The 26,091-nt window shown below is 71.4% G+C and carries 22 protein-coding genes and 1 tRNA gene; 13 read left to right on the forward strand and 10 right to left on the reverse strand.

Annotation, left to right across the window (positions count from 1 at the left end):
- Positions 1 to 49 precede the first annotated feature (49 nt).
- Positions 50 to 1,639 carry a phosphoglycerate dehydrogenase gene (gene serA, locus IFT79_RS05835; RefSeq protein ID WP_192123243.1) on the forward strand — a complete coding sequence of 530 codons (1,590 nt, stop codon included), beginning with the start codon at positions 50 to 52 and terminating at the stop codon, positions 1,637 to 1,639.
- 88 nt (positions 1,640 to 1,727) lie between these two features.
- Here serA and IFT79_RS05840 read toward each other — a convergent pair whose 3' ends face one another.
- On the reverse strand, positions 1,728 to 2,363 hold the full coding sequence (locus IFT79_RS05840) for an MBL fold metallo-hydrolase (protein ID WP_123570369.1): 636 nt from the start codon (positions 2,361 to 2,363) through the stop codon (positions 1,728 to 1,730).
- A gap of 102 nt (positions 2,364 to 2,465) precedes the next feature.
- Between IFT79_RS05840 and IFT79_RS05845 the strand changes: the two genes are divergently transcribed.
- A tRNA-Glu gene (locus tag IFT79_RS05845) sits at positions 2,466 to 2,541 on the forward strand.
- A 218-nt stretch (positions 2,542 to 2,759) separates the two neighbouring features.
- Here the strand turns inward: IFT79_RS05845 and IFT79_RS05850 are convergent.
- From IFT79_RS05850 to IFT79_RS05880, 7 genes are all read right to left on the reverse strand, one after another.
- Complete coding sequence (locus tag IFT79_RS05850; RefSeq protein WP_043593968.1) at positions 2,760 to 3,743, reverse strand: carbohydrate ABC transporter permease; 984 nt, start codon at positions 3,741 to 3,743, stop codon at positions 2,760 to 2,762.
- Positions 3,740 to 4,879 (reverse strand): carbohydrate ABC transporter permease, encoded by a 1,140-nt coding sequence (locus tag IFT79_RS05855; protein ID WP_056046238.1) that lies wholly within the window; start codon positions 4,877 to 4,879, stop codon positions 3,740 to 3,742. The genes IFT79_RS05850 and IFT79_RS05855 overlap by 4 nt, the downstream gene beginning before the upstream one ends.
- Positions 4,880 to 5,010: 131 nt before the next feature.
- Positions 5,011 to 6,369: an ABC transporter substrate-binding protein gene (locus tag IFT79_RS05860; RefSeq protein WP_056046236.1), complete on the reverse strand. Its 1,359-nt coding sequence runs from the start codon at positions 6,367 to 6,369 to the stop codon at positions 5,011 to 5,013.
- A gap of 129 nt (positions 6,370 to 6,498) precedes the next feature.
- On the reverse strand, positions 6,499 to 7,530 hold the full coding sequence (locus tag IFT79_RS05865; protein WP_056046235.1) for a LacI family DNA-binding transcriptional regulator: 1,032 nt from the start codon (positions 7,528 to 7,530) through the stop codon (positions 6,499 to 6,501).
- Between the two features lie 87 nt (positions 7,531 to 7,617).
- Entirely contained in the window at positions 7,618 to 8,262 is a 645-nt protein-coding gene (locus IFT79_RS05870; RefSeq protein ID WP_056046233.1) for an alpha-ketoglutarate-dependent dioxygenase AlkB, read from the reverse strand.
- A 53-nt stretch (positions 8,263 to 8,315) separates the two neighbouring features.
- Positions 8,316 to 9,761 (reverse strand): PQQ-binding-like beta-propeller repeat protein, encoded by a 1,446-nt coding sequence (locus IFT79_RS05875; RefSeq protein ID WP_192123245.1) that lies wholly within the window; start codon positions 9,759 to 9,761, stop codon positions 8,316 to 8,318.
- Positions 9,758 to 11,257: an outer membrane protein assembly factor BamB family protein gene (locus IFT79_RS05880; protein WP_159826251.1), complete on the reverse strand. Its 1,500-nt coding sequence runs from the start codon at positions 11,255 to 11,257 to the stop codon at positions 9,758 to 9,760. Before IFT79_RS05880 ends, IFT79_RS05875 begins: the two co-directional genes overlap by 4 nt.
- 218 nt (positions 11,258 to 11,475) lie before the next feature.
- Here IFT79_RS05880 and leuC point away from each other — a divergent pair, with 218 nt between their 5' ends.
- From leuC to IFT79_RS05910, 6 genes are all read left to right on the forward strand, one after another.
- Complete coding sequence (gene leuC / locus IFT79_RS05885) at positions 11,476 to 12,966, forward strand: 3-isopropylmalate dehydratase large subunit (RefSeq protein WP_056046229.1); 1,491 nt, start codon at positions 11,476 to 11,478, stop codon at positions 12,964 to 12,966.
- Positions 12,966 to 13,562 (forward strand): 3-isopropylmalate dehydratase small subunit, encoded by a 597-nt coding sequence (leuD, locus tag IFT79_RS05890; protein ID WP_056046227.1) that lies wholly within the window; start codon positions 12,966 to 12,968, stop codon positions 13,560 to 13,562. Before leuC ends, leuD begins: the two co-directional genes overlap by 1 nt.
- Entirely contained in the window at positions 13,563 to 14,930 is a 1,368-nt protein-coding gene (gene murA, locus IFT79_RS05895) for a UDP-N-acetylglucosamine 1-carboxyvinyltransferase (RefSeq protein ID WP_043593953.1), read from the forward strand. It begins immediately after the preceding gene.
- Between the two features lie 7 nt (positions 14,931 to 14,937).
- Positions 14,938 to 15,720: a lysophospholipid acyltransferase family protein gene (locus tag IFT79_RS05900; protein ID WP_342211780.1), complete on the forward strand. Its 783-nt coding sequence runs from the start codon at positions 14,938 to 14,940 to the stop codon at positions 15,718 to 15,720.
- A gap of 73 nt (positions 15,721 to 15,793) precedes the next feature.
- Positions 15,794 to 16,807, forward strand: coding sequence for an NAD(P)H-dependent glycerol-3-phosphate dehydrogenase (locus IFT79_RS05905; RefSeq protein ID WP_043594016.1), 1,014 nt, complete (start codon positions 15,794 to 15,796; stop codon positions 16,805 to 16,807).
- 168 nt (positions 16,808 to 16,975) lie between these two features.
- Positions 16,976 to 18,067 (forward strand): D-alanine--D-alanine ligase family protein, encoded by a 1,092-nt coding sequence (locus IFT79_RS05910; protein ID WP_342211818.1) that lies wholly within the window; start codon positions 16,976 to 16,978, stop codon positions 18,065 to 18,067.
- 28 nt (positions 18,068 to 18,095) lie between these two features.
- Here IFT79_RS05910 and IFT79_RS05915 read toward each other — a convergent pair whose 3' ends face one another.
- Positions 18,096 to 18,659 (reverse strand): DUF3515 family protein, encoded by a 564-nt coding sequence (locus IFT79_RS05915; RefSeq protein ID WP_056046223.1) that lies wholly within the window; start codon positions 18,657 to 18,659, stop codon positions 18,096 to 18,098.
- A gap of 24 nt (positions 18,660 to 18,683) precedes the next feature.
- On the opposite strand from IFT79_RS05915, the gene thiL reads away from it, so the two are divergent.
- Entirely contained in the window at positions 18,684 to 19,703 is a 1,020-nt protein-coding gene (gene thiL / locus IFT79_RS05920) for a thiamine-phosphate kinase (protein WP_192123251.1), read from the forward strand.
- Between the two features lie 27 nt (positions 19,704 to 19,730).
- Here thiL and rsmD read toward each other — a convergent pair whose 3' ends face one another.
- Positions 19,731 to 20,306, reverse strand: coding sequence for a 16S rRNA (guanine(966)-N(2))-methyltransferase RsmD (gene rsmD / locus IFT79_RS05925; RefSeq protein ID WP_159826259.1), 576 nt, complete (start codon positions 20,304 to 20,306; stop codon positions 19,731 to 19,733).
- A gap of 150 nt (positions 20,307 to 20,456) precedes the next feature.
- Between rsmD and IFT79_RS05930 the strand changes: the two genes are divergently transcribed.
- From IFT79_RS05930 to IFT79_RS05945, 4 genes are all read left to right on the forward strand, one after another.
- Complete coding sequence (locus tag IFT79_RS05930) at positions 20,457 to 22,163, forward strand: acyl-CoA dehydrogenase family protein (protein ID WP_159826261.1); 1,707 nt, start codon at positions 20,457 to 20,459, stop codon at positions 22,161 to 22,163.
- Between the two features lie 61 nt (positions 22,164 to 22,224).
- Positions 22,225 to 24,429 carry a helicase-related protein gene (locus IFT79_RS05935; protein WP_192123253.1) on the forward strand — a complete coding sequence of 735 codons (2,205 nt, stop codon included), beginning with the start codon at positions 22,225 to 22,227 and terminating at the stop codon, positions 24,427 to 24,429.
- An 88-nt stretch (positions 24,430 to 24,517) separates the two neighbouring features.
- On the forward strand, positions 24,518 to 25,000 hold the full coding sequence (coaD, locus tag IFT79_RS05940; protein WP_056046215.1) for a pantetheine-phosphate adenylyltransferase: 483 nt from the start codon (positions 24,518 to 24,520) through the stop codon (positions 24,998 to 25,000).
- Positions 25,001 to 25,029: 29 nt separating this feature from the next.
- Positions 25,030 to 26,061: an AAA family ATPase gene (locus IFT79_RS05945; RefSeq protein ID WP_369794384.1), complete on the forward strand. Its 1,032-nt coding sequence runs from the start codon at positions 25,030 to 25,032 to the stop codon at positions 26,059 to 26,061.
- The last annotated feature ends 30 nt before the right edge of the window (positions 26,062 to 26,091 follow it).

Here is a 26,091-nt window from a genome sequence, read left to right on the forward strand (position 1 = left end):
CGCGTCGCGGCCCCTCACCGAACATCACCCAGAGAAGGACGTCCGCCCCGTGGCCAAGCCCGTCGTGTTGATCGCAGAAGAACTGTCACCCGCAACCGTCGACGCCCTCGGGCCCGACTTCGACGTGCGATCGGTGGACGGCACCGACCGCCCCGCACTGCTGGCCGCCCTAGGCGACGCCGACGCGATCCTCGTGCGGTCGGCGACGCAGGTCGACGCCGAGGCCATCGCCGCCGCCCCGTCGCTCAAGGTCGTCGCTCGCGCCGGCGTCGGGCTCGACAACGTCGACATCAAGGCGGCCACCACGGCCGGCGTCATGGTCGTCAACGCACCGACGTCGAACATCATCTCCGCCGCCGAGCTGACGGTCGGTCACATCCTCAGCCTCGCGCGTCACATCCCGGCAGCGCACTCCGCCCTGGCCCAGGGGCAGTGGAAGCGGTCGAAGTACACCGGCGTCGAACTCTACGAGAAGACGGTCGGCATCGTCGGCCTCGGCCGCATCGGCGCCCTCATCACCGCGCGCCTGCAGGCCTTCGGCGTGAACGTCGTCGCCTACGACCCCTACGTCACTCCGGCCCGCGCCCAGCAGCTCGGGGTCACGCTGCTGTCGCTCGACGAGCTGCTCGCCACGAGCGACTTCGTGACGATCCACATGCCCAAGACCCCCGAGACGACCGGCATGATCGGCCTCGAGCAGATGAAGGCGATGAAGAAGTCGGCCTTCGTCGTCAACGTCGCACGCGGCGGCCTCATCGACGAGGACGGCCTGTACGAGGCCCTGACCACCGGCGAGATCGCCGGTGCCGGACTCGACGTGTTCGTGAAGGAGCCCCCGGTCGACCAGAAGCTGCTGGGTCTCGAGAACGTCGTGGTGACCCCGCACCTCGGTGCCTCGACGGACGAGGCGCAGGAGAAGGCCGGCGTCTCGGTGGCCCGCTCGGTGCGGCTCGCACTCGGCGGCGAGCTCGTCCCCGACGCGGTCAACGTGGCCGGCGGCGTCATCGACCCCTACGTGCGACCCGGCATCCCCCTGGTCGAGAAGATCGGTCAGGTGTTCTCCGGCCTCGCCGACAGCCCGTTGACGAGCGTCGACGTCGAGGTGCGCGGCGACCTGGTCGAGTACGACGTCAGCGTGTTGAAGCTGGCGGCCCTGAAGGGCATCTTCACGAACATCGTCAGCGAGTCGGTGAGCTACGTGAACGCCCCGTTGCTGGCCGAGCAGCGCGGCATCACCGTGCGTCTGCTCACCGACCCGACCAGCGACGAGTACCGCAACGTCATCACGCTGCGTGGCTCGCTCAGCGACGGCTCGCAGATCTCGGTCTCGGGCACCCTGACCGGCACGAAGCAGGTCGAGAAGATCGTCGAGATCAACGGCTACGACGTCGAGGTCCCCCTCGCGGCCCACCACCTCGTGATGGTCTACACCGATCGCCCCGGCATCGTGGCGGTCTACGGTCGCGAGTTCGGTGACGCCGGCATCAACATCGCGGGCATGCAGATCGCCCGGCAGAGCGCCGGTGGTCAGGCCCTGAGCGTCCTGACCATCGACAGCCCCGCGCCCGACGAACTCGTCGAGAAGGTGCGCGTGGCCATCGACGCGAAGACGCTGCGCGAGATCGACGTCACGCTGTAGCCACGGCGGCCGACGACGAACCGCCCCTCATCCGGTCACGCCGGAGGGGGGCGGTTCGTCGTCGGGGGAGTGCCCCTCGCGGGCGGGGCTAGAGGTCGATCGACTCGTGCGCCTCGAGCTTCACGGCGTCGCCACCGATCGACTGCGCGGACGCCTTCATGCGGTCGAAGTGCATGGCGAGCCCGGGGCCGGAGAGGGTCTGCTCGTGGGTGGGGAAGGCCAGTCGGGGCGCGACCGCCGCGACGTAGTCGATCACCTCGGCCACCTTGAGCCAGGGCGCCCCGACGGGCGTCGCGAGGACGTCGACCGGCACCGGCGGGACCGTGAACTGGTCACCCGGGTAGAACAGCGATCCGTCGACGAGCACGCCGACGTTGTCGACGACCGGGATGCTTTCGTGGATGACCGCGTGGCGCGAGCCGTGGAACGCCAGCGTGAAGGGGCCGACCTCGACCGTGTCTCCGTCGCCGACCACGTGCACGTCGAAGCCCCCGGCGGCCGTGGCCACGCCCACGGGGCCGTAGACCGTCACCCCGGGGTTCGTGGCGAGCAGGTGGGTCAGCTGGTCGGGCGTCCAGTGGTCGGCGTGCTCGTGGGTGACCACGACGGCGTCGACGTCGTGCAGGTCGATGAGGGGAGCCGTGAACGACCCGGGGTCGACGACGAGCTTGCGCCCGTCCTTCTCGAGGATCAGGCAGGCGTGTTCGAGCTTCGTGAGGCGCATGACAGCGACTGTACGCGCGTCAGCTGGCTCGATCTCGACGCGCCGGTGCCTCGATTTGTGACGGGCTCGCGCGGTGTGGCATACTCGACGAGTTGCAAATACGGCCCCATCGTATAGCGGCCTAGTACGTCGCCCTCTCACGGCGGTAACACGGGTTCGAATCCCGTTGGGGTCACCAGCACCGATATGAAACCGCCAGGCTCTCGCCTGGCGGTTTCTTCGTTTCCGGTACACGGTCCGACACGGCACGGCCCCGCATGGTCTGACCCGGCACGGTCCGACCCGGCACGGTCCGACCCGGCACGGTCCGACCCGGCACGGTCCGGCGCAAGACCGGACGACATGACGAGAGACCGCCGGGCGATCGCACGGCGGTCTCTCGTGCTGCGACCGGGTTCAGCCCTTCGTGGCGCCGGCCAGCAGGCCGCGGACGAAGAACCGCTGCAGGGCGAAGAACACGATGAGCGGCACGATGATCGAGATGAACGCCCCGGCCGTGAGCAGCTCCCACGACTGGCCGTACGACCCCGAGAGGTCCTGCAGCGCCTTGGTGATCGGCAAGCCCTGACCGGACGTGAAGACCGTGGCCACGAGGAGGTCGTTCCAGACCCACAAGAACTGGAAGATGCCGAACGAGGCGATCGCGGGCATCGACAGCGGCAGCACGATGCGGAAGAACACCTGCCCGTGACCGGCGCCGTCCATGCGGGCGGCCTCGATGACCTCGGCCGGGATCTCCGAGATGAAGTTGTGCAGCATGAAGATGGCCAGCGGCAGGGCGAAGATCGTGTGGGCGATCCAGACCTTCGCGAACGAACCGTCGAGACCGTTCACCCCGAGCCCCGGCAGGATGTACAGACCGCCGATGCGCAGACCGTCCGAGAACAGTCGCAGCAGCGGCACGAGAGCCATCTGGATCGGGACGATCTGCAGGGCGAACACCAGGACGAACATCGTGTTGCGTCCCTTGAAGTCGATCCAGGCGAACGCGTACGCAGCGAGACTGGCGATCGTGATCGGGATCAGCGCCGCCGGCAACGTGATCACCAGCGAGTTCAGGAACGCCTTCCCGAGCGTGAGGCTGTCGCCCGAGTTGAGGGCGTTCACGTAGTTGTCGAGCGTGAACCCCGGGTTGGCGAAGACGGTCCACCAGCCGGTGGTCTTGATGTCGTTCGCGGGCCGGAACGACGAGATGAACAGCCCGGCCGTGGGCAGGGTCCAGATCACGGCGATGATCAACGCGGCGATGGTGGCGCCGCGGCTGGTCGTGCCCTTCTTCAGCTTGCCGCTCGAGGTCTCGATCTTCGCGATTCCTCGCTTGAGCTGTCTCTCGGTGCCCGAGCCGACGGCGACCCCGACGGGGGTGGGTGTGGCAGTCATCGGATCTCCCTCTGCTTCTGGATCTGGCGGGCGTTGTAGATGACGATCGGCAGCACGAGCACGAAGAGGATGACCGCCAGCGCCGAGCTGTAGCCGGTACGGCTGCCGAGCTGGAACTGCCGGACCATCTCGAACGCGAGGATCGTCGTGTCGTTGCGTCCGCCGGTCATGGCCGAGACGATGTCGTAGACCTTCAGCGAGGCGATCGAGATGGTCGTCAGCACGACGATGATGGTCGTTCGGATGCCGGGGACCGTGATGTGCCGGAACGCCTGGAACCCGTTGGTGCCGTCGAGCGACGCCGCCTCGAGTTGCTCGGCGGGGACGCCTTTGATCGCTGCCGACAACACGGTCATGGCGAATCCGGCCTGGGTCCAGATCAGCACGATCACGAGCAGCAGCGTGTTCCACGGTTCGAGCCCCAGCCAGTCGACGGGCTGGCCGCCGAAGGCGACGAGGATGCCGTTGAGCAGGCCGATCTGTTCTCCCTGGCGGATGTCGTAGAAGAACTTGAAGATGATCGAGGCGCCGACGAACGAGATGGCCATCGGCATGAACACGAGCAGCTTGAGGAACTTCTCGCCCCGGCTCTTGTCGATGAAGACGGCGTAGGCGAGGCCGATCGCGGTCGCCGTGATCGGTGCGAGCAGCACCCAGACGAGGGTGTTGCCGAAGGCGGTCAGGCCGTCGGGGCTCGTGAACACCCAGACGAAGTTGTCGAGCCCGGCGAAGCCCGATCCGTCGTTCTTCATGAAGGCCTGGCCGGCGGTCGTGATGGTCGGGTAGATCAGGCCGATGACGAGGAAGAACACGGCCGGGGTCATGAAGGCGATCAGCTGCAGCGAGTAGCCGGCACCGCGTTTCGAGCGGTAGTCGAGCAGGAACAGTCCGCCTCCCAGGACGGCCGCGACGGCGGCGACCCAGATGACCGAGTTGTAGAGGCCGAACGCCAGCAGCACGACGACCGGGACGACCACGCAGACGGCCAGTCGGATGATCGTGTACTGCGTGCCTCGGCGGGGGGCGAACTCGACGAAGACGAGCACCACGGCCACGAGGGCGGTGAAGGCGATGAGGATCAAGGGGATCTGCGCCAGGGGCGGGATTCCCGCCAGCCACTGGAAGAAACTGGACATCTCTGTCCTTTCACGTTCGGGTCCGAGCAGGACGCGGCCCGTCGCCGCCGCCGCTCGGAGCGGCGAGCGGGGCGGCGAGCGGGCGCGGGGTCAGGGGCCACCGACGTGCGGTGGCCCCTGTGGCGCGGGTGTTACGAGGTGTAGCCGGCCTGGATCTCGTCGAGCACCGTGTCGGTGTCGGTGCCGTCGATCCAGTCGACCATGCCCTTCCAGAAGCTGTCGGAGCCGACCGACTTGGGCATCAGGTCGGAACCGTCGAAGCGGAAGGTGGTGTCGGTGCCCTGCAGGATCTCGACGGCGCCCTTCAGCAGGTCGCTACCGGCGTTCTCGGGGTCGAGTCCCTTGTTGGCCGAGATGACTCCGCCGAGCGAGACGCGGCTGTTCGCCCAGTCGGCGCTGGCGAGGTAGGCCTGCACCTTGGCGGTGTCGTCGTCGTTCGAGAACGCCGCGACGAACTCGCCACCGCCGGTGACGGCTGCGGGGTCGCCTTCCTTCATGGGCGGGGTGAGGAAGGCCCAGACGTCGCCGTCCTCGGCGACCGTCGCCGGCTGTCCGCTGGCGTTGTTCGCCGCCGTCAGGAAGCCCTCGAAGAACGAGGCCTGGTGGGTCAGGGCGCAGCTGCCGTTCGCCACGTTGGTCGCGACGTCTCCGAAGGCCGTCGAGTTGATCGACTTCACGTCGCCGTAGCCGGCGTTGACGAGGGTCGGGTCGAGCAGGATGTCGCCGACCGAGTCGAACGCGGCCTTGATCTCGGGGTCGGTGAACTCGGTGTCTCCCGCGACCCACGAGTCGTAGGCGTCAGGTCCGGCCTCGCGCAGGACGAGGTCCTCGACCCAGTCGGTGCCGGGCCAGCCGCTGGCCTCGCCCGAGTTGAAGCCGGCGCACCACGACGGGCCGCCGGTCTTCTCCTGGATGGTCTTGGACAGGGCGACGAGTTCGTCGTAGGTCTTCGGGACCTCGACGCCCCACTCCTCGAACTTGGCGGGGGAGTACCAGACGTAGCCCTTGACGCTCGCCATCAACGGGGCCCCGTACTGCTTGCCGTCGACCTGACCGTACTTCTGCCAGTCCTCGGACCAGCCCTCCTTGACGTTGGCCAGGGCGTCGGCGGGCAGTTCTTGCACCTTGCCCGAGGCGACCGTGTCGGCCAGCAGGCCGGGCTGGGGGAAGATCGCGAGATCGGGGGTGTCGCCACCCTGCACCTTGATGCCGATCTGCTTCTCGAACTCCTTGTCGCCCGTGTACTTGATCTCGATGTCGTTGGCCTTCTCCCAGTCGGCCCACGACTGCTCGAGCAGGGTCGCCTCGTCGCCGTTGATCGTGCCGTAGACGTTGACCACGCCGTCGGCGGTTCCGACGTCACCGGCACCCGCGCCTCCGGCGTTCGGGTCGTTGGGGTCGGCCGTGCCGGAGCATCCGGCCAACAGGAAGCTCGACGCCGCCAGGATGGCCAGGGGGCCCGTGAAGCGGCGGTGCAGGGATGCTCGCATTGGTGTCTCCTCATTGAGTCGCAAGAGCGGACGGCCCGTGCTGTCGGGGTGATCGTCCGCCGCACGTCGTCGTCGACGCGCGTCGACGATGAGTGTCACATACTCGCAGGAGGCGCGCAACCGCGTCTGCTACCGAGTCCGCTCCGACGGGGCGGCGGCCGACGTGCCCCGCACGACGAGACGGGGTGCGACGAGGACGTGGGGGGCGTCGTGACGTCGACCCTCGATGCGGTCGACGAGGTCGTCGACCGCGGCGGCCGCGATGTCGGCTCCGGGAGGGTTGACGGTGGTGAGCGGCGGCGAGGTCATCTCGGCGGCGAGGTCGCCGATGCTCAGTGCGACCACCGTGAGGTCGTCCGGGATGGACCGGCCTGCCGCCGCGGCGGCCTGCACGAAGCCGGCGAGGGCCATCTCGTTGAAGGCCAGCACGGCCGTGGGGCGGGCCGTCGAGGCGGCGAACGCGTCGAAGGCCCGGCGGCCGCCCGGGACGGAGTCGGTGGCGGCGTGCGTCTCGAGCGTCAGGCCCCGCTCGTCGGCCGGGCCGCGCAACGCCCTCGTCGTGCGGTCGAGCGGACCCGATCCGCGCTCGGGGGCCCGGATGCTCTGACCCAGGAAGAACACGCGTCGGTGGCCGAGGTCGGCGAGGTGGTCGACGGCCTGTCGGGCCAGCGAGTCGTAGTCGGCGTCGACGAACCAGAGTCCCTCGACGTCGTCGGGGCGACCGATGTTCGTGAACGGCAGGCGCGACCGCGACAGCACGGCGACGCGGTCGTCGCGCGCGGTGAGCTCCATGAGGATCACACCGTCGACGAGGCCTTCGCTGACGAGGCTGCCGAGTCCTTCGACGTCGTCGATGGGGTTCGACCACAGCAGCAGGTGGTAGCCGCGCTCCCTCGCCCGGTCGGTGGCCGCCGCCACGTACTCGAACTCGGACGACGTGACGCCGCGGCGTCCGTAGGGGTAATGCAGGGCGAGGATGCCGCCCCGTGCGCCGGCGAGACCCCGGGCGAACGCGTTGGGCGTGTAGTTCAGCTCGGCCATCGCCGCCTCGACCCGGCGGCGGGTGGCGACGGAGATGGTCCGTCGCCCGCTGATGGCGTACGACACGGTGCTCGACGAGACGCCTGCCAGACGCGCCACGTCGTCACGGGTTGCCGGCATACTCGTCCACCTCGTCGTCGATCGTGTGCACAGCATACGAGCGACGGCCCCGTGGTCCGCGCGGCCGACCGGTCCGTCAGGGGCGGGCTAGGTGGGCCACACCGGTCGGAACTGCACGCTGATGCGTGGGCCGACGGCCTTCTTGGTCTTGGCGATGGCGTGCTCGTGGGTCCGCTGGCAGCTGCCGCCCATCACCAGCAGGTCGCCGTGGCCGAGCGGGAACCGCCGGGTCGTGCCGGTCGAGCGGGACCGCACCGCGAGCGTGCGTGGTGCCCCGAGCGAGAGGATGCCCACCATCGTGTCGCGGTCGATCGTGCGCCCCACGTGGTCGCCGTGCCAGGCGATGCTGTCGTCGCCCGTCCGGTAGAAACACAGCCCCGCCCGGTCGAAGCGCTGCTCGACGGGGGCGCCACGCTCGAGCGCGTAGTACGCGTTGAGGTCGTCTCGAGCCTGGGCGAGCACGGGATCGGGGAGCGCGTCGCCCGCGTCGTAGGAGGAGACGAGCCGGGGCACCTCGACCACCCGGTCGTACATCTGGCGGCGGTCGGCTCGCCACGGCACGTCGGTCACGAGACGTTCGAACAGGGCGTCGGAATTCGACGCCCAGCCCGGGACGACGTCCAGCCAGGCGCCCTCGCCGAGGTCGAGGTGGTCGACTCGCCCGACGAGCGGCGCGAGGTCGGGGCCGTCGGACAGGCCGTCCAGCAGCGAGGCGGTGAAGGGGAGGCTCATGCCGACACCCTACGCCCGATTCGAACACGTGTTCGAACGGAGCGGGCGAAGCGTCACCCCCCGGAGGAGCCCGTCGGGACGGCGAGGCGCTCGGGGGAGACCAGCACCCGCGCGACCCCCTCGACGTCCACGTCCACCAGCCGCCCCGCCCAGGCGTAGACCTGCAGCTCCGCGGCGTGCTCCCAGAGGGCGCGCCCGCTCGAGAGGTCGAACGCGACGAGGGTCGACCGCCCGCCCGAGGTGCCGTAGGCCAGGGCGTAGCCGACCGTCCGGCCCGCCGCCGCGAGGACGGCTCCGTCGGGCAGCGACAGGCGGGCGCCGGCCGAGCCGCTGGAGCCGTCGAGCGCACGGACCACCACGGGCCCCGGGCCTGCGGCGGTCGCCGTCGCGAAGACGCGGTCGTCGGTCTGGCCGGGCAGGCCGTCGACGGCGGACGAGCTCGACGCCGGGTCGGTCCACCGCACGTCTCCCGTCGCGAGGTCGAGGCAGGTCACCGTCTGCGCGCGCACGTCGGTGACGGCGAGACAGGAACGCGTCACCGAGTAGCCGCCCCGGACGTCCCGGTCCGAGCTCCAGAGGCGCTCGCCGTCGGCGGTCAACGCGACGAAGCCGGCGTCCCCTCGTCCCGTGGCCGCGCCTCCTCGGGGGGCGTAGACGACGTCGTCGTGGACGACGTAGCCGATGAGGCGGTCGAGCCGTGCCGCCCAGGGGCGCTCGGTACCGGTGGCGAGGTCGACCTGGACCGAGCCGTCGGCCCGCGCGACGACCAACCGGTCGCTCAGCGCGAGGGCGACGCCCGTGGTCGAGGCGGGTCCGCTCCACGTCACGCGGTCGAGGTCGCGGGCGTCGCGCAGGTCGTAGCGGTAGACGCCGCCGACGCCCTGCTGCCGACCGGTCACCACGACGGCCCCCACGGTCTGGAACTGGTCCCCGTCACCCGCCGAACCGGTCTCGACCACCTCGACGGGTCGCCCGGTCTCGACGGACAACGTCATCAGCACCTGCTCGCCGTCGACCGACGCCCGGACGAGCACGAGTCCCGCCTCGTGCACCGCCGTCACGGACGAGACGAGGGCCGGGCCGGTCAGGCCGAGCCCGGCGAGGTCGTCGGCGACGTCGTGCACCCAGCGGAAGGTGCCGCGGTCGACGTCGAGCGCTCCGATGCGCGTGCCGACCCCCTGGGTCGGGGTGGCGCAGTCGCCGTCGTTGGCGAATCCGTAGGTCCAGGCCCCGGCCGCGCTCACGAGTGCGAGCCCCTGCGCGACGGGCGTCGCCCGGTAGCGGAGGCACTCGGCGGGGGCCCCGGGGGCGAGAGCGGCACGGAGGTCGACGCGCCACCCGGTGGTGCCGGGTTCCTGCCGGAGGTCGTCGACGGCGATGCCCTGCCACGGCGGGTCCGACCCGTACTCGGGCTGCGTCGGCGCGACCAGCACCGTGGTCGCCAGCGCCGCCAGGACCACGGCGGCGTAGACCACGGCGAGGCGACGTCCCGCCCTCACGACGTCGCCCCGACGCGGGCGGTGTCCACGAGTCGTCGGGCGATCCCCTGGTCGTCGATGCGCACGAGATGACCGCCCCAGAACACCACGGTGCCCGAGGACGAGGTCGCCCACAGCGGCCGACCGTCGTCCAGGTCGAGGGCCGCGACGTCCCGCCCCGACGAGCGACCGTCCTCCGTCTGCAGGTAGAGCACCGACCGGCCCGCCGCCGCGAGGTCGTCGAGCAGCCCCACGGACGAGCTGAAGCGGGTGTGCCCGTCGGCGCCGTCGAGGGCGAGCAGGCGCGACCCGCCCGACCGCTGCACGACCACGAAGACGTCGGTCGCGCGCTGACCCGGCACGGCCTCGACCGCGAACGGGGCGCCGAGGTCGGTCCTCCAGCGGACCGAGCCGTCGCGGGGATCGAGGCATTCCGCGGCCGTGTCGCCGTCGGTGACGACGACCACGCAGGACGGCGTGACGGCCAGGCGGCGCCCGGAGGTGGGTCGGCTCCAGACGGCCTCCCCGTCCTCGTCGAGCGCCTCGACGGTGCCGTCGGCCCTGGTCCTCTCGATGCCGAAGGCGACGACGCGGCGCCCCTCCCCGGTCGTCACGGGCGAGCCGACGGGCGGCACGGCGATCTCGTCCGGTGAGGCCGCGAAGGGACGTTCCCGGCCCGTGGCGGCGTCGACGAACACGGTCTCACCGCCCCGTGACACGAGGGCGCCGTCGTTCAGCAGCGCCGGAGAACTGCCCGAGTCGACCCCGCCCTCCCACACCGGGTCGGCCAGACGCGAGGCCTCGACGAGTTGGTACCGATCGCCCGACCCCGCGATGCCCGAGAAGGTCCGCAACTGCAGGGGTCCCCGCGAGTCGACGCTCACGCTGGGCAGGTCGCGCCGGCCACGGGTCGACTCGACGAGCGAGCCGTCGCGCAGGTCGAGGGCGGCCAGCACGGTCGCCCCCGTCGTCTGCGTCTGGACCAGCACGCGACCGGCCGAGGGGACGACCTGCGTCGCGGGGATGCTCAGGGCGTCGGTGTCGGGGACGTCTCGGGCCAGGTCGTGCACCCAGCGGACCGTGCCCGTGGCCGTCTCGACCAGCCCGACGAGGCTCGTGCTCGCCTCGGACGCGTACGAGCGGCAGGCCGGCGCCCCCAGGGCGTCCCCGAAGTCCAGGTCGACCGAGGTGCCGACCGCCACGAGTCCGTCGACCGCGGGGGAGGTCCAGAAGTTCAGGCAGCGCCGCGGGGCGTCGGGGGCGAGCGTCGCCGCGAGGTCGAGCGTCCAACCGGTCGCGTCCGGCGACCGTCGGAGGTCGTCGACCGCGAGCCCCGTCCACGGGCGGCCGTCCCCGTAGTGCGGAGCCACCGAGACCGCCCCGGCGGCCACGAGCGTGGACGCCACGACCAGGGCGCCGAGCACGGCGGCGACGCGACGACCCGGGGAGGCGCGGTGCCAGCGACCGACGACCCGCGCCTCCCCGGGGTGGTCGCGTGCGCGCTCGGGGTGGCTCATGGTCGGCCTCCTCGTCGAGCGCAGCCGTCGTCCGCCCGACGGGTGTCGTCATGCTATTCGGAGCCCTCGTCCCACGCGCTCGCCGCAGCCCCCGGGTGCGCCGGGAATGGCCGTCCTCGGGGCGGGGTTCACCCCACGACCGTCGAGAAACGTGCCGGAGGCACTGGCGTAGACTCCACGGATCATCTTTCCGTCGATACAGGAGAAGGGGCGTGCCCGTGGGTAGGACGCTGGCCGAGAAAGTGTGGGACGACCACGTCGTCGTCAAGGGCGAAGACGGCGCCCCCGACCTTCTCTACATCGACCTCCACCTCGTGCACGAGGTCACCAGCCCCCAGGCGTTCGACGGACTGCGCCAGGCCGATCGGCCGCTGCGTCGGACCGACCTGACGATCGCCACGGAGGACCACAACACACCCACCCTGGCGATCGACAAGCCGATCGCCGACCTCACCAGTCGCACGCAGATCGAGACGCTCCGTCGCAACACGGCCGAGTTCGGCGTCCGCCTGCACCCGTTGGGCGACGCCGAGCAGGGCATCGTGCACGTCGTCGGCCCGCAGCTCGGACTGACCATGCCGGGCATCACCGTCGTCTGCGGCGACTCGCACACCTCGACCCACGGGGCCTTCGGCGCCATGGCCTTCGGCATCGGCACCAGCGAGGTCGAGCACGTCATGGCGACGCAGACCCTGCCGCTGAAGCCGTTCAAGACGATGGCGGTCACCGTCGAGGGCACGCTGCGCCCCGGCGTCACCGCGAAGGACATCATCCTCGCCGTCATCGCGCAGATCGGCACCGGCGGCGGCCAGGGCTACGTGCTCGAGTACCGCGGCAGCGCGATCCGCGCCCTCTCGATGGAGGGGCGCATGACGATCTGCAACATGTCGATCGAGGCGGGTGCCCGGGCCGGCATGGTCGCTCCCGACCAGATCACGTACGACTACCTGCAGGGTCGTCCGCACGCCCCCACGGGTGCCGACTGGGACGAGGCGATCGCCTACTGGGACACCCTGCCGACCGACGACGACGCGGTGTTCGACGCCGAGATCTTCCTCGACGCCGACACGCTCGAGCCCTTCGTCACGTGGGGCACCAACCCGGGCCAGGGCGTGTCGCTCAGCGACTCCGTGCCCGACCCCGAGACCGTCGTCGACCCCAACGAGAAGGCCGCGGCGACGCGGGCGCTCGAGTACATGGCCCTCGAGGCAGGCACGCCGATGAAGGCCATCCCGGTCGACGCGGTGTTCATGGGGTCGTGCACCAACAGCCGCATCGAAGACCTCCGTGCGTTCGCGTCGATCATCCGCGGGCGCACCAAGGCCGAGGGCGTGCGCGTCATGGTCGTGCCGGGGTCGGCTCGCGTCCGCCTCGAGGCCGAGGCCGAGGGGCTCGACGAGGTCTTCACCGCCTTCGGTGCCGAGTGGCGCTTCGCCGGGTGCTCGATGTGCCTGGGCATGAACCCCGACCAGCTCGCACCGGGCGAGCGATGTGCGTCGACCTCGAACCGCAACTTCGAGGGTCGCCAGGGCAAGGGCGGTCGGACGCACCTCGTGTCGCCCCTCGTCGCCGCGGCCACCGCGGTGCGCGGGACGCTGTCCTCGCCGTGGGACCTCCAGGCCGACGACGACGCGGCGGCCTCCACGGCCGTCCGCACGTCCGACGAACCCGTCCTCGCCGACGGCACCGATCGGGCAGGGGTCCGCTGATGCAGAAGTTCACCACCGTCACTGGTGTCGCCGCGCCGCTGAAGCGCTCGAACGTCGACACCGACCAGATCATCCCGGCTCAGTTCCTCAAGCGGGTCACCAAGACCGGCTTCGAGGACGCCCTCTTCTTCGGGTGGCGCAACGACCCCGAGTTCGTGTTGAACCGACCCGAGTTCCAGGGCGCGCGCGTCCTCGTCGCGGGTCCCGACTTCGGCACCGGCTCGAGCCGTGAGCACGCCGTCTGGGCGCTGCGCGACTTCGGCTTCGACGTGATCATCAGTTCGCGGTTCGGCGACATCTTCCGAGGCAACTCCGGCAAACAGGGGCTCCTCGCGGCGGCCGTCGCCGAGGACGACGTCGAGCGCATCTGGGCCGAGATCGACCGGCAGCCGGGCGTCGAGATCACGGTCGACCTCGTGGCGCAGACCGCCACGGTCGGCAGCCTCACCGTCGGATTCGAAGTCGATGCCTACACTAAGTGGCGACTCCTCGAAGGCCTCGACGACATCGGCCTGACCCTCCGCGACGAAGCGGCCATCACAGAATTCGAATCCCGCCGCGCCGCCTGGCGCCCGAAGACATTGCCGGTGAAGTAAGTGAACTCTCTCGTCCAAGACGCAGCAGCAGCAGGTGCCCGTGTGGGGCTCACCTCCGATGAGATCGTCATCCGGGGCGGCAAACCGCTGATCGGTCGCATCGAGGTGCGCGGTGCCAAGAACCTCGCCACGAAGGCCATGGTCGCCGCCCTCCTGGGAGACACCCCCAGCATCCTCAAGGACGTCCCCGACATCAGCGACGTCAACGTCGTCCGCGGCCTCCTCTCGGTCCACGGGGTGCGCATCACCGACCCGGCCCGCGGCGAGATGATCCTCGACCCGTCCAACGTCGAGTCCGCCCACTTCGCCGAGATCGACGCCCACGCCGGGTCGAGCCGCATCCCGATCCTCTTCTGCGGGCCGCTGTTGCACCGCCTGGGCGAGGCGTTCATCCCCGACCTCGGCGGCTGCCGCATCGGCGACCGGCCCATCGACTTCCACCTCGACGCCCTCCGCGCCTTCGGCGCCGTCGTCGACAAGTCGTACAACGGCATCCACCTCACCGCGCCCGACGGGCTCACCGGTGCCAACATCGAGCTGCCCTACCCGAGCGTCGGGGCCACCGAGCAGGTGCTGCTGACCGCGGTCCTCGCCAAGGGCGTCACCGAGCTGCGCAACGCCGCCATCGAGCCCGAGATCATGGACCTCATCGCGATCCTGCAGAAGATGGGCGCCGTCGTCTCGGTCGAGCCGAACCGCGTGATCTTCATCGAGGGCGTCGAGAAGCTCCGCGGCTACACGCACCGGGCGATCAACGACCGCAACGAGGCCGCGAGCTGGGCCTCGGCCGCACTCGCGACCAAGGGCGACATCTTCGTCGAGGGCGCCGACCAGAAAGACCTGATGACGTTCCTCAACGTCTTCCGCAAGGTCGGCGGCGACTTCGACGTCCACGAGGACGGCATCCGCTTCTTCCACCCCGGTGGCGAGCTCAAGCCCGTCGTCGTCGAGACCGACGTCCACCCCGGGTTCATGACCGACTGGCAGCAGCCGCTCATCGTCGCCCTGACGCAGGCGCAGGGCACCTCGGTCGTGCACGAGACGGTCTACGAGAACCGCTTCCAGTTCACCGAGGCCCTCAACGACATGGGCGCCGACATCACGGTGCACAAGGACGGACTGCCCGACCACGACCGTCGCGTCGCGCGTCGCGAGTTCGAGCAGGCCGCGGTCATCAACGGACCGACGGCCCTGCACGGTGCCGACATCCGCGTTCCCGACCTGCGGGGCGGCTTCAGCCACCTCATCGCGGCCCTGACCGCCGAGGGCGAGTCCAAGATCAGCAACGTCGGCATCATCAGCCGCGGCTACGAGCACTTCATCGCGAAGCTGCGCAAGCTGGGCGCCGACTTCGACTTCAAGGGCTGATCGGCCGGTGTCGACAGCCGACCCCGACGCTCCCGTCGTCCCGGTCCCGGCGCGGAGGCGTCGCAAGGAGAAGGGTGCGTTCTTCCGCGTCCTCGCGACTCCGGCGGCACCGCTCTTCGACCTGATGGCCCGGATCGAGATCGTCGACGGCGACAAGCTGCCGGCCGAGGGTGCCTTCGTGCTGACCCCGAACCACTACACGAACATCGACCCGGTGGTCGTGGGCCGTGTGATGTGGTCCCTCGGGCGGGTGCCGCGCTTCCTCGCGAAGGCGTCCCTCTTCCGGGTCCCCGTCTTCGGTCGCATGATGCACGCGATGGGGCACATCCCCGTCGAGCGGGCGGGTCGCACCCACGACCACGACCCCCTGGCGGCCGGGCGTCTGCTCGTCGCCCGGGGCGGTGGCGTGATCGTCTACCCCGAGGGCACCCTCACCCGCGACCCCGACCTCTGGCCCATGAAGGGCAAGAGCGGTGCCGTGCGCCTCGCCCTCGCCGCCGGGGTGCCGCTCGTCCCGATGGCGCACTGGGGCAGTCAGCACCTCATGGGTCGCTACTCGAGTCGGCTGCACGCCTTCCCCCGGAAGCGCATCACCGTCGTGATCGGCGACCCCGTCGACCTCTCGGCCTTCCGCGATCGTCCCCTCGACCAGGCCTCGGTCACGGCCGCCACCGCCCTGGTGATGGACGCCGTCACCGAGCTGGTCGAGCGGCTGCGGGGCGAGAAGGCACCCGCCGAACGCTGGAACCCCACCAAGAACCACCAGAAGGAGACAGGCCGCTTTGAGTAGCTCCGAGTCACGCGAAGGCGCCATCGAGGCCCTCGGAGAAGGGGCGGTCACGACCGAGGCGATCTCGATCGTCATGCGCGACTCGATCCCGCGCCGGGTCGCCGTCCTGGGGTCGGGCAGCTGGGGCACGACCTTCGCCAAGGTCCTCGCCGAGGGGGGCGCGGACGTCACGCTCTGGGCCCGCCGTCCCGAGGTGGCACGCGAGATCACCGAGAGCAAGCGCAACAGCGACTACCTGCCGGGCATCAACCTGCCCCGCACCCTCGTCGCCACCCCCTCGGTCGAACAGGCTCTGGCGGGTGCCGAGCAGGTCTACCTGTCGGTCCCCAGCCAGACGCTCCGCGACAACCTGACCGCCATCCGCGGCATGGTCCCGTCCGGCGTGCCGGTCGTCAGCCTGATGAAGGGCGTCGAGAAGGCCACCGGGTTGCGCATGAGCGAGGTGATCGAGGCCGAGCTCGGCATCGACCGCGACCTGATCGCCGTCGCGTCGGGGCCCAACCTCGCCCTCGAGATCGCGAAGCGGCAGCCCACGGCCGCGGTCGTGTCGTCGTACAGCCTCGACACGGCGACCCTGGTCGCGGCCACCGCCACCAACCCGTACTTCCGTTCGTTCGTCAACACCGACGTGATCGGCACCGAGTTCGGCGGGGTCCTCAAGAACCTGATCGCCGTCGCCATCGGCATCGTCGACGGCGTGGGGTACGGCGAGAACACCAAGGCCTCGATCATCACGCGCGGACTGGCCGAGATGACCGCGTTCGCGGTGTCGTTCGGGGCCAAGGCCGAGACCCTCGCCGGCCTCGCCGGCCTGGGCGACCTCATCGCCACGTGCGAGTCGCCCCTCTCGCGCAACAACACCGCGGGTCGACTGCTCGGTCAGGGTTACGCCTTCGGCGACGTCGTGCGCCAGATGAACCAGACCGCCGAGGGACTGGCCTCGGTCGCTCCGATCCTCGAACTCGCGCGGTCCCGCGGCGTCGACATGCCCATCGTCCAACAGGTGGCCGAGGTGCTCGCCGGTACACTCGACCCGCGCAACATCGCCCCGCACCTGACCGAGACGGACGAGCCGCAGGGCGAGTGACCGCTGGTCGGCCGTGCCGGGGCGCGTGACGACCAGAGCCCGCCCACCGCGGGTCGGCCCGCGGGCCGTGACACCGACGAAAGGCCCCTCATGGCGAGCACCGAGCCCACCACGACCCCGCGCGTCGCCGCGACCGATGCCTCGTCGGTCGGCGCCTCGGCCCCCGGGGTGGCGAAGACCGTCGTGGTCGTCCTCTTCGGCGGCCGCTCGAGCGAGCACTCGATCAGCTGCGCGACGGCCGGGGGAGTCCTCTCGGCGATCGACCGCTCCCGCTACGACGTGGTGCCCGTGGGCATCACCGTCGAGGGGGCGTTCACGCTCCAGCCCGACGACGCGGCACGGTTCGAGCTCGACGCCGAGACGCTGCCGACCGTCGTCGACAACGGCACCCGCATCCACTGGCCCGAGTCGTCCACCACCCGCGAGCTGACCGTCACCGAGCCCGACGGCACGACGCGCCTGCTGGGCGAGGTGGACGTGGTGTTCCCGATCCTGCACGGTCCGTTCGGCGAGGACGGCACGGTGCAGGGTCTGCTCGAGCTGACCGGGTTGCCCTACGTCGGCGCGGGCGTGCTCGCCTCGTCGCTCGGCATGGACAAGCACTTCACCAAGACCGTGCTGCAGGCCGCCGGCGTGGTCGTCGCCCCCTGGCGCACCGTGCGTCGTCGGGACTGGGACGCCGCGCCCGAGCGAGTGGCCGCCGACGTCGAGGCGCTCGGTTACCCGATGTTCGTCAAGCCCGCCCGAGCCGGGTCGAGCGTGGGGGTGTCGCGCGTCGACTCGCCCGCCGGCCTCCCGGCGGCCATGCGCAAGGCCTTCGCCGAGGACCACAAGGTGCTCGTCGAGTCCGCGGTCGTCGGCCGCGAGATCGAGTGCGCCGTGCTCGGCGGACGCGACGGCGCGCCTCCCCGCACCTCGGTCGCGGGCGAGATCGTCCTCGCCGGCGACACGTTCTACGACTTCGAGTCGAAGTACCTCGGCGCCCCCGGGGCCGACCTGGTCTGCCCCGCCGACCTCGCACCCGGCGACCTGACCGAGATGCAGCGTCTCGCCGCTCTGGCCTTCGAGGCCATCGACGGCACGGGCCTCGCCCGCGTCGACTTCTTCTTGACCGAGGACGGCTGGGTCGTCAACGAGGTCAACACGATGCCGGGCTTCACGCCCATCTCGATGTTCCCCGCCTGCTGGCTCGCGAGTGGCCTCAGCTACCCCGAGCTGATCGACGAGCTCATCGCCCTCGGCCTCGAGACCGAGCGCTGACGGAACCCGTCCGTCCCGGCCACCGGGCCTACGGCGTGGGTGTCGCCGACGGGTCGTCGGCCGATCCGGCCGAGCCCGGCAGGTCGCCCGCGCCGACGCACTCCTTGCCGTCGTTCGGCAGGTAGCCGACCGAGTCGGCCAGGTCGCGCAGCACGTTGCCGCCGTTCGCCTTGGTGGTGTCGACGATCACCTGCACGCCCGGCTCACGGCCGTACGTGGTGAGGATCGAGGTCTCGGCGTCGTCGGGGTCCTGGTCGACGAGCCAGTCCACGCCCTGGATGTCGTAGCAGGGCAGGTCGGACACGGCGGGCGTCTCGACGCCGCAGTGCAGCAGCACGCTCGTCGGCGAACCCCAGGCGCCGGTCGCCTGCGCGTCGGTCTCGCGGCGGTCCTGACCGTCGTCGACGACCTCGGGCAGGTGGACGGTGACCTGCGCGCAGGCCGGGTCGTTCGCCCCCGCGGCGGGCTGCATCGGGACCGCTTGCGAGCAGCCGACGAGCGTCGTCGCGAGACCGGCCCCGACGAGCACGAGGGCCGGGACGCGAAGGCGGGGACGGAGGCGCGCGGTGAGGCGCGAGGACGGGTTCGACATCGCATCCAGGCTACCGTTCAGCACATGGAACGACGCTCCACGGACCCCCGCCCGGACGACGCCGACACCGTCGAGGGCGTCGGCGAGCTCGCCACCCTCGCCCGCATCCTGCCCCGCCTGCCCCGCGGCGACGACACGCTGCTCGGTCCCGGTGACGACGCCGCCGTCGTCGCGGCGCCCGACGGTCGGTTCGTCGTGACGACCGACCTCATGGTGCACGGCCCCGACTTCCGGCGCGCGTGGTCGACGTCGTACGACCTCGGTTGGAAGGCCGCGGCGTCGAACCTGTCCGACGTCGCGGCGATGGGCGCTCGGCCCACGGCGCTGGTGGTCGCCCTCGCGGTGCCCGGCGACACGGGCGTCACCGAACTCGAGGCCTTCGCGGACGGTCTGCGCGCGGGGTGTTCCGTGATGGCCCCGGGCGCGGGGGTCGTCGGCGGCGACCTCTCGGTGTCGCCGACCTTCACGGTCGCGGTGACGGCGTTCGGTGACCTCGAGGGGCGCGCGCCCGTGCGGCGGGACGGGGCGCGCGTCGGCGACGTCGTCGCCGTGTCGGGCGCGCTCGGCCGCTCGGCGCGGGGGCTCGACCTGCTGTTCCGTCTCGGCGTCGACCACGACGGGTCGCCCGACACCGCCGCGGCCGCCGCCCTGCGCGAGCGCGACCCGGACGTCGGCTGGCACCTCGCCCCGACCCCGCCCGTGGCCGACGGCCGCTCGGCGGCGCTGGCAGGGGCGACCGCCATGCTCGACCTGTCGGACGGCCTCGCCCTCGACGCCGGTCGGGTGGCCCGCGCCAGCGGTGTCGTGGTCGACCTGTGGGGCCCTGCCCTCGGCGACGACCCACGGCTCGCGCTCTCGGGTGGTGAGGACCACTCCCTGTTCGCCACGTTCCCGCCCGACGTGGCGTTGCCCGGTGGGTTCCGCGCCGTCGGCACGGTCCGTGACCCGGCAGGAGGCGCGCCCCGCGTCACCCTCGACGGTTCCGAACCCGGCGAGGCCGGCGGGTGGGACCCGTACCGCCTGTGGTCGGGGGCGCAGGGCTGACGAGCCGACCCGCGCCTCCTGCGGGGGTCAGTCGCGCAGCGCGAACCAGACGGTCGTGTCGCCGTACTGCTTCTTCACGTCAAGGGTGAGGCCCTCGGGCCAGCCCGGTTCGCCGTCGCGCGAGGCGCGCTCGACGACGACGAGGGCCTGCTCGTCGAGCGAGGGCAGCAGGGCCGTGAGGTCGGCGGTGAGGTCGGCGGCCGACAACTCGTAGGGCGGGTCGAAGAAGACGAGGTCGACGAGAGCCGAGCCGCCCTCGAGGTAGGACCGCACGGGCTGGGTCACGACGTCGACGCGCGGGGGAGTGCCGCGCGGCGGGCGGGGAGCCCGGGCCAGCACCGACTCGACGTTGCGACGCAGCACCTTCGCGGCGCCGGGGGCCTTCTCGACCAGCACGACCGAGGCGGCTCCTCGCGACGCCGCCTCGAGCCCGAGGCCGCCCGTCCCGGCGTAGAGGTCGAGGACGCGCCGACCCCGGATCTCGTCGCGCGCGTCCAGCGACGAGAACAGCGCCTCGCGGACCCGGTCGCTCGTGGGCCGCGTCCCGACCTTGGGGACGACGAGCGAGAGGTTGTCGGCGAAGCCGGAGATGATGCGGGACATGGGGTCAACCTTGCCAGGTCGACGCCCGCCACCCGTCGCCCGTCGGGTTCGAGCATCCCGACAACGCGCGACCGTCGACTCCCGCGCCCGGTCGTCGGACCTGCACAACCGAGTTGTCGCCGCCCGCCCGCGTCGGCAGCATCGGGTCCCATGACCAGCGTCGATCGCACCGTGAGGCCCTCGTTCACCAAGTCGCTGTTCGCGGGGCGCATCGCCTCCGAACTCGCCTTCCCGTACCCGCACATGACGGCGGCCGAGAAGTCCCGGGTCGAGACGGTGTCCGCGTCCGCCCGCGAGGTGCTCGCCGGCTACGACCCGCTGAAGGCCGAACGCGAGGGGTGGATCGGCGACGACCTGGTGCGCGAGCTGGGCGAGCGGGGCCTGATGGGACTCTTCGTCGCCGAGGAGTACGGCGGCCTCGGGCTCGGCCAGAGCGCCTACTGCCGCGTGTACGAGGAGTTCGGTCGGGTCGACGGCACCCTGGCCACGGTGATGGGGGTGCACCAGTCGATCGGCACCAAGCCGCTGCACCTCTTCGGCACCGACGACCAGAAGGCCCGCTGGCTGCCCGACCTGGCGAGCGGCCGCAAGCTCGCGGCGTTCGTGCTCACCGAGCCGAACGTGGGCAGCGACGCCTACGCGCTCGAGACCCGGGCCGAGCGGCAGAGCGACGGCAGCTGGCTCCTGAACGGCGAGAAGCGGTGGATCGGCAACGGCGACAAGGACGTCCTGACGGTCTTCGCGCAGAGCGACCTCGGGCACGTCGCGCTGATCGTCGAGAAGGGCATGGAGGGGCTGAGCGCCGGCCCGCGGTTCGAGACGCACGGCCTCAAGGCCAACCACCTGCAGCGCGTGCACTTCAAGGACGTCCGCGTGCCCGCCGAGAACCTGCTGGGCGAGCCCGGTGACGGCTTCCGCATCGCCGTCAACACGCTCAACAACGGTCGCATGTCGATGGGCACGGCCATCGCGGGCGGCATGAAGCGGTTCCTCGAGCTGAGCCTCGAGCACACGGAGGCGCGGCACCAGTTCGGCAGACCGCTCGCGGACTTCGAGATGGTCGGCGACAAGCTCGCGTGGATGACCCAGCAGATCTACGGCGTCGAATCGATGTCGTACCTGACCACGGGCCTCGTCGACCGCGGCGACACCGACTTCGCCCTGGAGTCCGCCCTGACCAAGGTCGCGGCGAGCGACACCGGCTGGTACGCCCTCAACCGGGCCGTCCAGCTGCACGGCGGCGAGGCGTACATGGAAGGTCACCCGCTGTCGAAGGCCCTGCGCGACTTCCGGATCTTCCCGATCTTCGAGGGGGCCAACGACGTCCTCCGCGCGTTCGTCGCCCTCAACGGCCTCAAGACGCTCAGCGAGGAGCTGCCCGACGTGGCGTCGCTCCGCATCGGCGACCCGGGGCGGGCGCTCGGGGTGCTCGCGCCGTACGTCGCGGGCCGCGTCCAGCGCCGCATCCGGCCCGAACGGCCGGTCGGGGTCCATCCCGCGCTCGCCAAACAGGCCGCCGAGCTCGGCGACCAGGTCTCGCGGCTGCGCGAGCGCACCGAGGGCGCCCTCCGCAAGCACGGCAAGAAGGTGCAGGAGAAGCAGCTCGTGCAGAAGCGCCTCGCCGACGCGGCGAGCGGCATCTACGCGCAGACGGCCGTCCTGTCGCGGGCCTCGACGGCCCTCCAGGAGGCGCGGGCCGACTCCGACGCGGAGCGTCACCTCGCCGTCGGCTTCTGCAAGCAGTCCGCGCGCGGGGTGGGGCGGCAGCTGAGGGCCCTCGAGGTCAACGACGACGGGCACGGGGCCGACCTCGCGAAGGCGACCCGCGCCTCCGGCGGGTACTCCTTCACCCTCTGATGCCGGGCGGCGCGTCCGCCGGGGGCGGGCGCTGTCGGGGGCGCGCGCTAGCGTGGTGTGCGTGCCCGACTCACCCCTCGACGCGTCGCTGGCCGGGGCCCTCGGCGGCCGGACGGCCACCGCCCTGCAGAAGGCCTTCGGCCTGCGCACGGTCGGCGACCTGCTGACGCACTTCCCTCGGCGCTATGCCCGCCGGGGCGAGCTCACGGCCCTCGACCAGCTGCCGCTCGGCGAGTCCGTCACCATCGTGGCCCAGGTGCTCGACGTCCGCGAACGCACGATGCGGGCCCGGCGCGGGTCGATCCTTGAGGTGCGCATCGGCGACGGCCAGGGCATCCTCACGCTCACCTTCTTCAACCAGGCCTGGCGGGCGAAGGACCTCGTGCCCGGCGCCCGCGGCATCTTCGCGGGCAAGGTCGGCGACTACCGGGGGCTCCGTCAGCTCGCGCACCCCGACTACGAGCTCTTCGACGCCTCGCACGATGCCGTCGCCGGGGTCGGCGACCAGCAGGCCCAGAAGTGGGCGAAGCAGCCCATCCCGATCTACCCGGCCAGCGCCTCCGTGGCGTCCTGGCAGGTGCAGAAGTCGGTCGAGGTGCTGCTCGACGGACTGCCGCCGATCGACGACGCGGTGCCGGCGTCGGTCCGGTCCGAGCTCGACCTCATGCCCGTGTCCGAGGCGTACGAGCGCATCCACCGGCCCGAGAGCGATCGTGACCACCTCACGGCTCGTGACACCCTGCGGTTCGACGAGGCCTTCGTGCTGCAGAGCGCGCTGCTCCAACAGCGGGCCCTCGTGCGTCGATCGGCCGCGACCCCCCGTCGTGCCGCCCCCGACGGCCTGCTCGCCGTCTTCGACGCGGCCCTGCCGTTCGAGCGGACGGGTGACCAGCGCCTGGTCGGCGACGAGATCACCCGCGACCTCGAGGCCGAGGTGCCCATGAACCGCCTCGTGCAGGGCGAGGTCGGCTCGGGCAAGACCCTCGTCGCCCTCCGGGCGATGCTCGCCGTGGCCGAGAGCGGTGGGCAGTCGGCCCTGCTGGCTCCGACCGAGGTGCTCGCGGCTCAGCACCTGCGGTCGATCACGGCCACCCTCGGGCCCGACCTCGCCGCCCGACTGCGCCCGACCCTGCTGACCGGCCAGATGACGGTGGCCCAGCGCAAGAAGGCACTGCTCTCCATCGTCAGCGGGCAGGCGCACGTCGTGGTGGGCACCCACGCACTGATCAGCGAGGCCGTCGGGTTCTTCGACCTCGGCCTCGTCGTCGTCGACGAGCAGCACCGCTTCGGCGTCGACCAGCGCGAGGCGCTCCGCAAGAAGGGTGCCACGCCGCCGCACGTTCTCGTCCTCACGGCGACGCCGATCCCACGCACCGTGGCCATGACGGTCTTCGGCGACCTCGACGTCTCTACCATCGCCGAGCTGCCGAAGGGCCGTCAGCCCATCGAGTCGTTCGTCGTCCCCCTGGCCGACCACCCGACCTGGGGCGGCCGCATCTGGCAACGTTCGGCCGAAGAGGTCGCGAAGGGGCGACAGGTCTTCGTCGTGTGCCCGGCGATCGACGCGGTGACGGCCGAGCCGGGCGACCCGCCCGACGCCGAGGTCGCGCCCGGTGACGACGGTGCCGAGCCCTCCAACGCACCGGCGCCGGAACGCGCCAGTGTCGAGGGGGTCATGGCCCGGGTGCCCACCATCCCCGTGTTGCAGGGCCTGCGGGTCGAGCCCCTGCACGGCCGCATGTCGTCCGACGAGAAGGACGACGTCATGCGCCGCTTCGCGGCCGGCGACATCGACGTCCTCGTCGCGACGACGGTCGTCGAGGTGGGGGTCGACGTGCCGAACGCCTCGACCATGGTCGTGCTCGACGCCGACCGCTTCGGCGTCTCGCAGCTCCACCAGCTGCGCGGCCGCGTCGGCCGTGGCGGCCACCCGGGCCTCTGCCTGCTCGTCACCCACGCGGCGGCCGACACCGTGGCCCGCGAGCGGGTCAACGCGGTCGCGGCCACGCTCGACGGCTTCGAGCTCGCGCAGGTCGACCTCGACCTGCGCCGAGAGGGCGACGTGCTCGGCAACCTCCAGTCGGGCGGCCGCTCGTCGCTCCGGCTGCTGAGGGTCGCCCGCGACGGCGACCTCATCGGACTCGCCCGCGAGCACGCGGCCGAGGTCCTCGACGCCGATCCCCGCCTGGTCGACCACCCCGCCCTCGCCGCCGCCATCGCGCGGCGCCTCGACGACCGGGGCCGCGAGGCCATGGGCAAGAACTGAGCCGGAGGTGACGCGTGACGCGTGACGCGTCCTCGACCCGGTCCTCGCCCTGGGCATCCGTCCGGGGTCGGCGGGCTACAGTGACCGGATGAGCAGGATCGCCGTCGTCCCGGGTTCGTTCGACCCGGTGACCCTCGGTCACGTGGACGTGATCGCCCGGGCCGCCAACATCTTCGACGAGGTCCACGTCCTCGTGGTGCACAACCCCGAGAAGAGCGCGTTGTTGCCCCTGGCGCAGCGGGTCTCGTTGCTCACCGAGTCGCTTCGGGCGGCGGGGCTGCCCGACACCGTGACGGTGCATAGCTGGAGCGTCGGGTTGCTCGTCGACTACTGCACCGAGGTCGGGGCGAGCGTGCTCGTCAAGGGCATCCGCTCGCAGGTCGACGTCGCCTACGAGACCCCGATGGCGATCATGAACCGCAGTCTGGCCGGTGTCGAGACCGTCTTCCTGCTGCCCGATCCCGCCCACGCGCACGTGTCGAGCTCGCTGGTGCGACAGGTGGCCTCGCTCGGCGGCGACGTGTCGCCCTACGTGCCGGCGGCCGTCGCCGCCTACCTCAGCACGACCTGACCCCGACCCCACCCGACGAGGACGCCGCGATGACCACGACCAACGACCCCACCGTCGAGCCCGCCGCCGTCCGGGCGGCCGGCTCCGGTCCCACGATGTCGCTCGACGAGGTCCAGCAGCGGGCACGGGGCGTCCTCGAGGCCGTGGCCACCGTCATCGACGGCAAGGACGGCGCCATCTCGACGGCGCTCACCGTGTTGCTCGCCGAGGGCCACCTGCTGATCGAGGACGTCCCCGGCGTCGGCAAGACCCAGCTCGCCCGGGCGCTCGCCAAGGCCGTCGACGCGACCGTGACCCGCATCCAGTTCACCCCCGACCTGCTGCCGAGCGACATCACGGGCGTCTCGGTCTACGACCGGCAGAGCGGCGGCTTCGAGTTCAAGCCCGGTCCGGTCTTCGCCAACGTCGTCATCGGCGACGAGATCAACCGTGCCTCGCCGAAGACGCAGTCGGCGCTGCTCGAGAGCCTCGAAGAGCGCCAGGTGACGGTCGACGGCATCACGCATCCCCTCCCGTCGCCCTTCCTCGTCGTGGCCACGCAGAACCCCGTCGAGATGGAGGGCACCTACAACCTGCCCGAGGCCCAGCGCGACCGGTTCATGGCCCGCATCTCGCTGGGGTACCCGGACGCCCGCAGCGAGCTGCGCATGCTGCAGCAACGCGAGCGGGTCAGCCCTCTCGACACCCTGCGCCCGCTGGTGTCGCTCGACGAGCTCACGCGCATGATCGCGGCCGTCCGCACCGTCTACACAGCCCAGGCCGTCGAGGAGTACGCCGTGCGGATCGTCCAGGCGACCCGGGTCCACCCCGACGTGCGGCTCGGGGCCAGTCCCCGCGCGACCCTGCAGCTCATGCGCGCGGCGAAGTCCTGGGCCGCGCTCAACGGCCGCGGCTACGTGGTCCCCGACGACGTCGACGCCCTCTCCGGTCCCGTCCTCGGTCACCGGGTGATCCTCGCCGGTCGAGCCGGTGCCGGTGCCGCCTCGGCGGCCTACGACCTCGTGGCCGAGATCGTCGAGCAGACCGCCGTCCCGCTCGGCGACGCGGCCGACGCGCGCTGAGCATGGGACGGGGTGGGGTACCCAGGCCGA

Source organism: Frigoribacterium sp. CFBP 8759, assembly GCF_014841655.1.
GTDB lineage: Bacteria > Actinomycetota > Actinomycetes > Actinomycetales > Microbacteriaceae > Frigoribacterium.

Bases quoted from the DNA above. Each gene is read 5' to 3' on its own strand.
- IFT79_RS05840 (WP_123570369.1), bottom strand. From the start codon at position 2,363: ATGCGCCTCACGAAGCTCGAACACGCCTGCCTGATCCTCGAGAAGGAC.
- IFT79_RS05850 (WP_043593968.1), bottom strand. From the start codon at position 3,743: ATGACTGCCACACCCACCCCCGTCGGGGTCGCCGTCGGCTCGGGCACC.
- IFT79_RS05855 (WP_056046238.1), bottom strand. From the start codon at position 4,879: ATGTCCAGTTTCTTCCAGTGGCTGGCGGGAATCCCGCCCCTGGCGCAG.
- IFT79_RS05860 (WP_056046236.1), bottom strand. From the start codon at position 6,369: ATGCGAGCATCCCTGCACCGCCGCTTCACGGGCCCCCTGGCCATCCTG.
- IFT79_RS05865 (WP_056046235.1), bottom strand. From the start codon at position 7,530: ATGCCGGCAACCCGTGACGACGTGGCGCGTCTGGCAGGCGTCTCGTCG.
- IFT79_RS05870 (WP_056046233.1), bottom strand. From the start codon at position 8,262: ATGAGCCTCCCCTTCACCGCCTCGCTGCTGGACGGCCTGTCCGACGGC.
- IFT79_RS05880 (WP_159826251.1), bottom strand. From the start codon at position 11,257: ATGAGCCACCCCGAGCGCGCACGCGACCACCCCGGGGAGGCGCGGGTC.
- leuD (WP_056046227.1), top strand. From the start codon at position 12,966: ATGCAGAAGTTCACCACCGTCACTGGTGTCGCCGCGCCGCTGAAGCGC.
- IFT79_RS05905 (WP_043594016.1), top strand. From the start codon at position 15,794: ATGCGCGACTCGATCCCGCGCCGGGTCGCCGTCCTGGGGTCGGGCAGC.
- IFT79_RS05915 (WP_056046223.1), bottom strand. From the start codon at position 18,659: ATGTCGAACCCGTCCTCGCGCCTCACCGCGCGCCTCCGTCCCCGCCTT.
- thiL (WP_192123251.1), top strand. From the start codon at position 18,684: ATGGAACGACGCTCCACGGACCCCCGCCCGGACGACGCCGACACCGTC.
- rsmD (WP_159826259.1), bottom strand. From the start codon at position 20,306: ATGTCCCGCATCATCTCCGGCTTCGCCGACAACCTCTCGCTCGTCGTC.
- IFT79_RS05930 (WP_159826261.1), top strand. From the start codon at position 20,457: ATGACCAGCGTCGATCGCACCGTGAGGCCCTCGTTCACCAAGTCGCTG.
- coaD (WP_056046215.1), top strand. From the start codon at position 24,518: ATGAGCAGGATCGCCGTCGTCCCGGGTTCGTTCGACCCGGTGACCCTC.
- IFT79_RS05945 (WP_369794384.1), top strand. From the start codon at position 25,030: ATGACCACGACCAACGACCCCACCGTCGAGCCCGCCGCCGTCCGGGCG.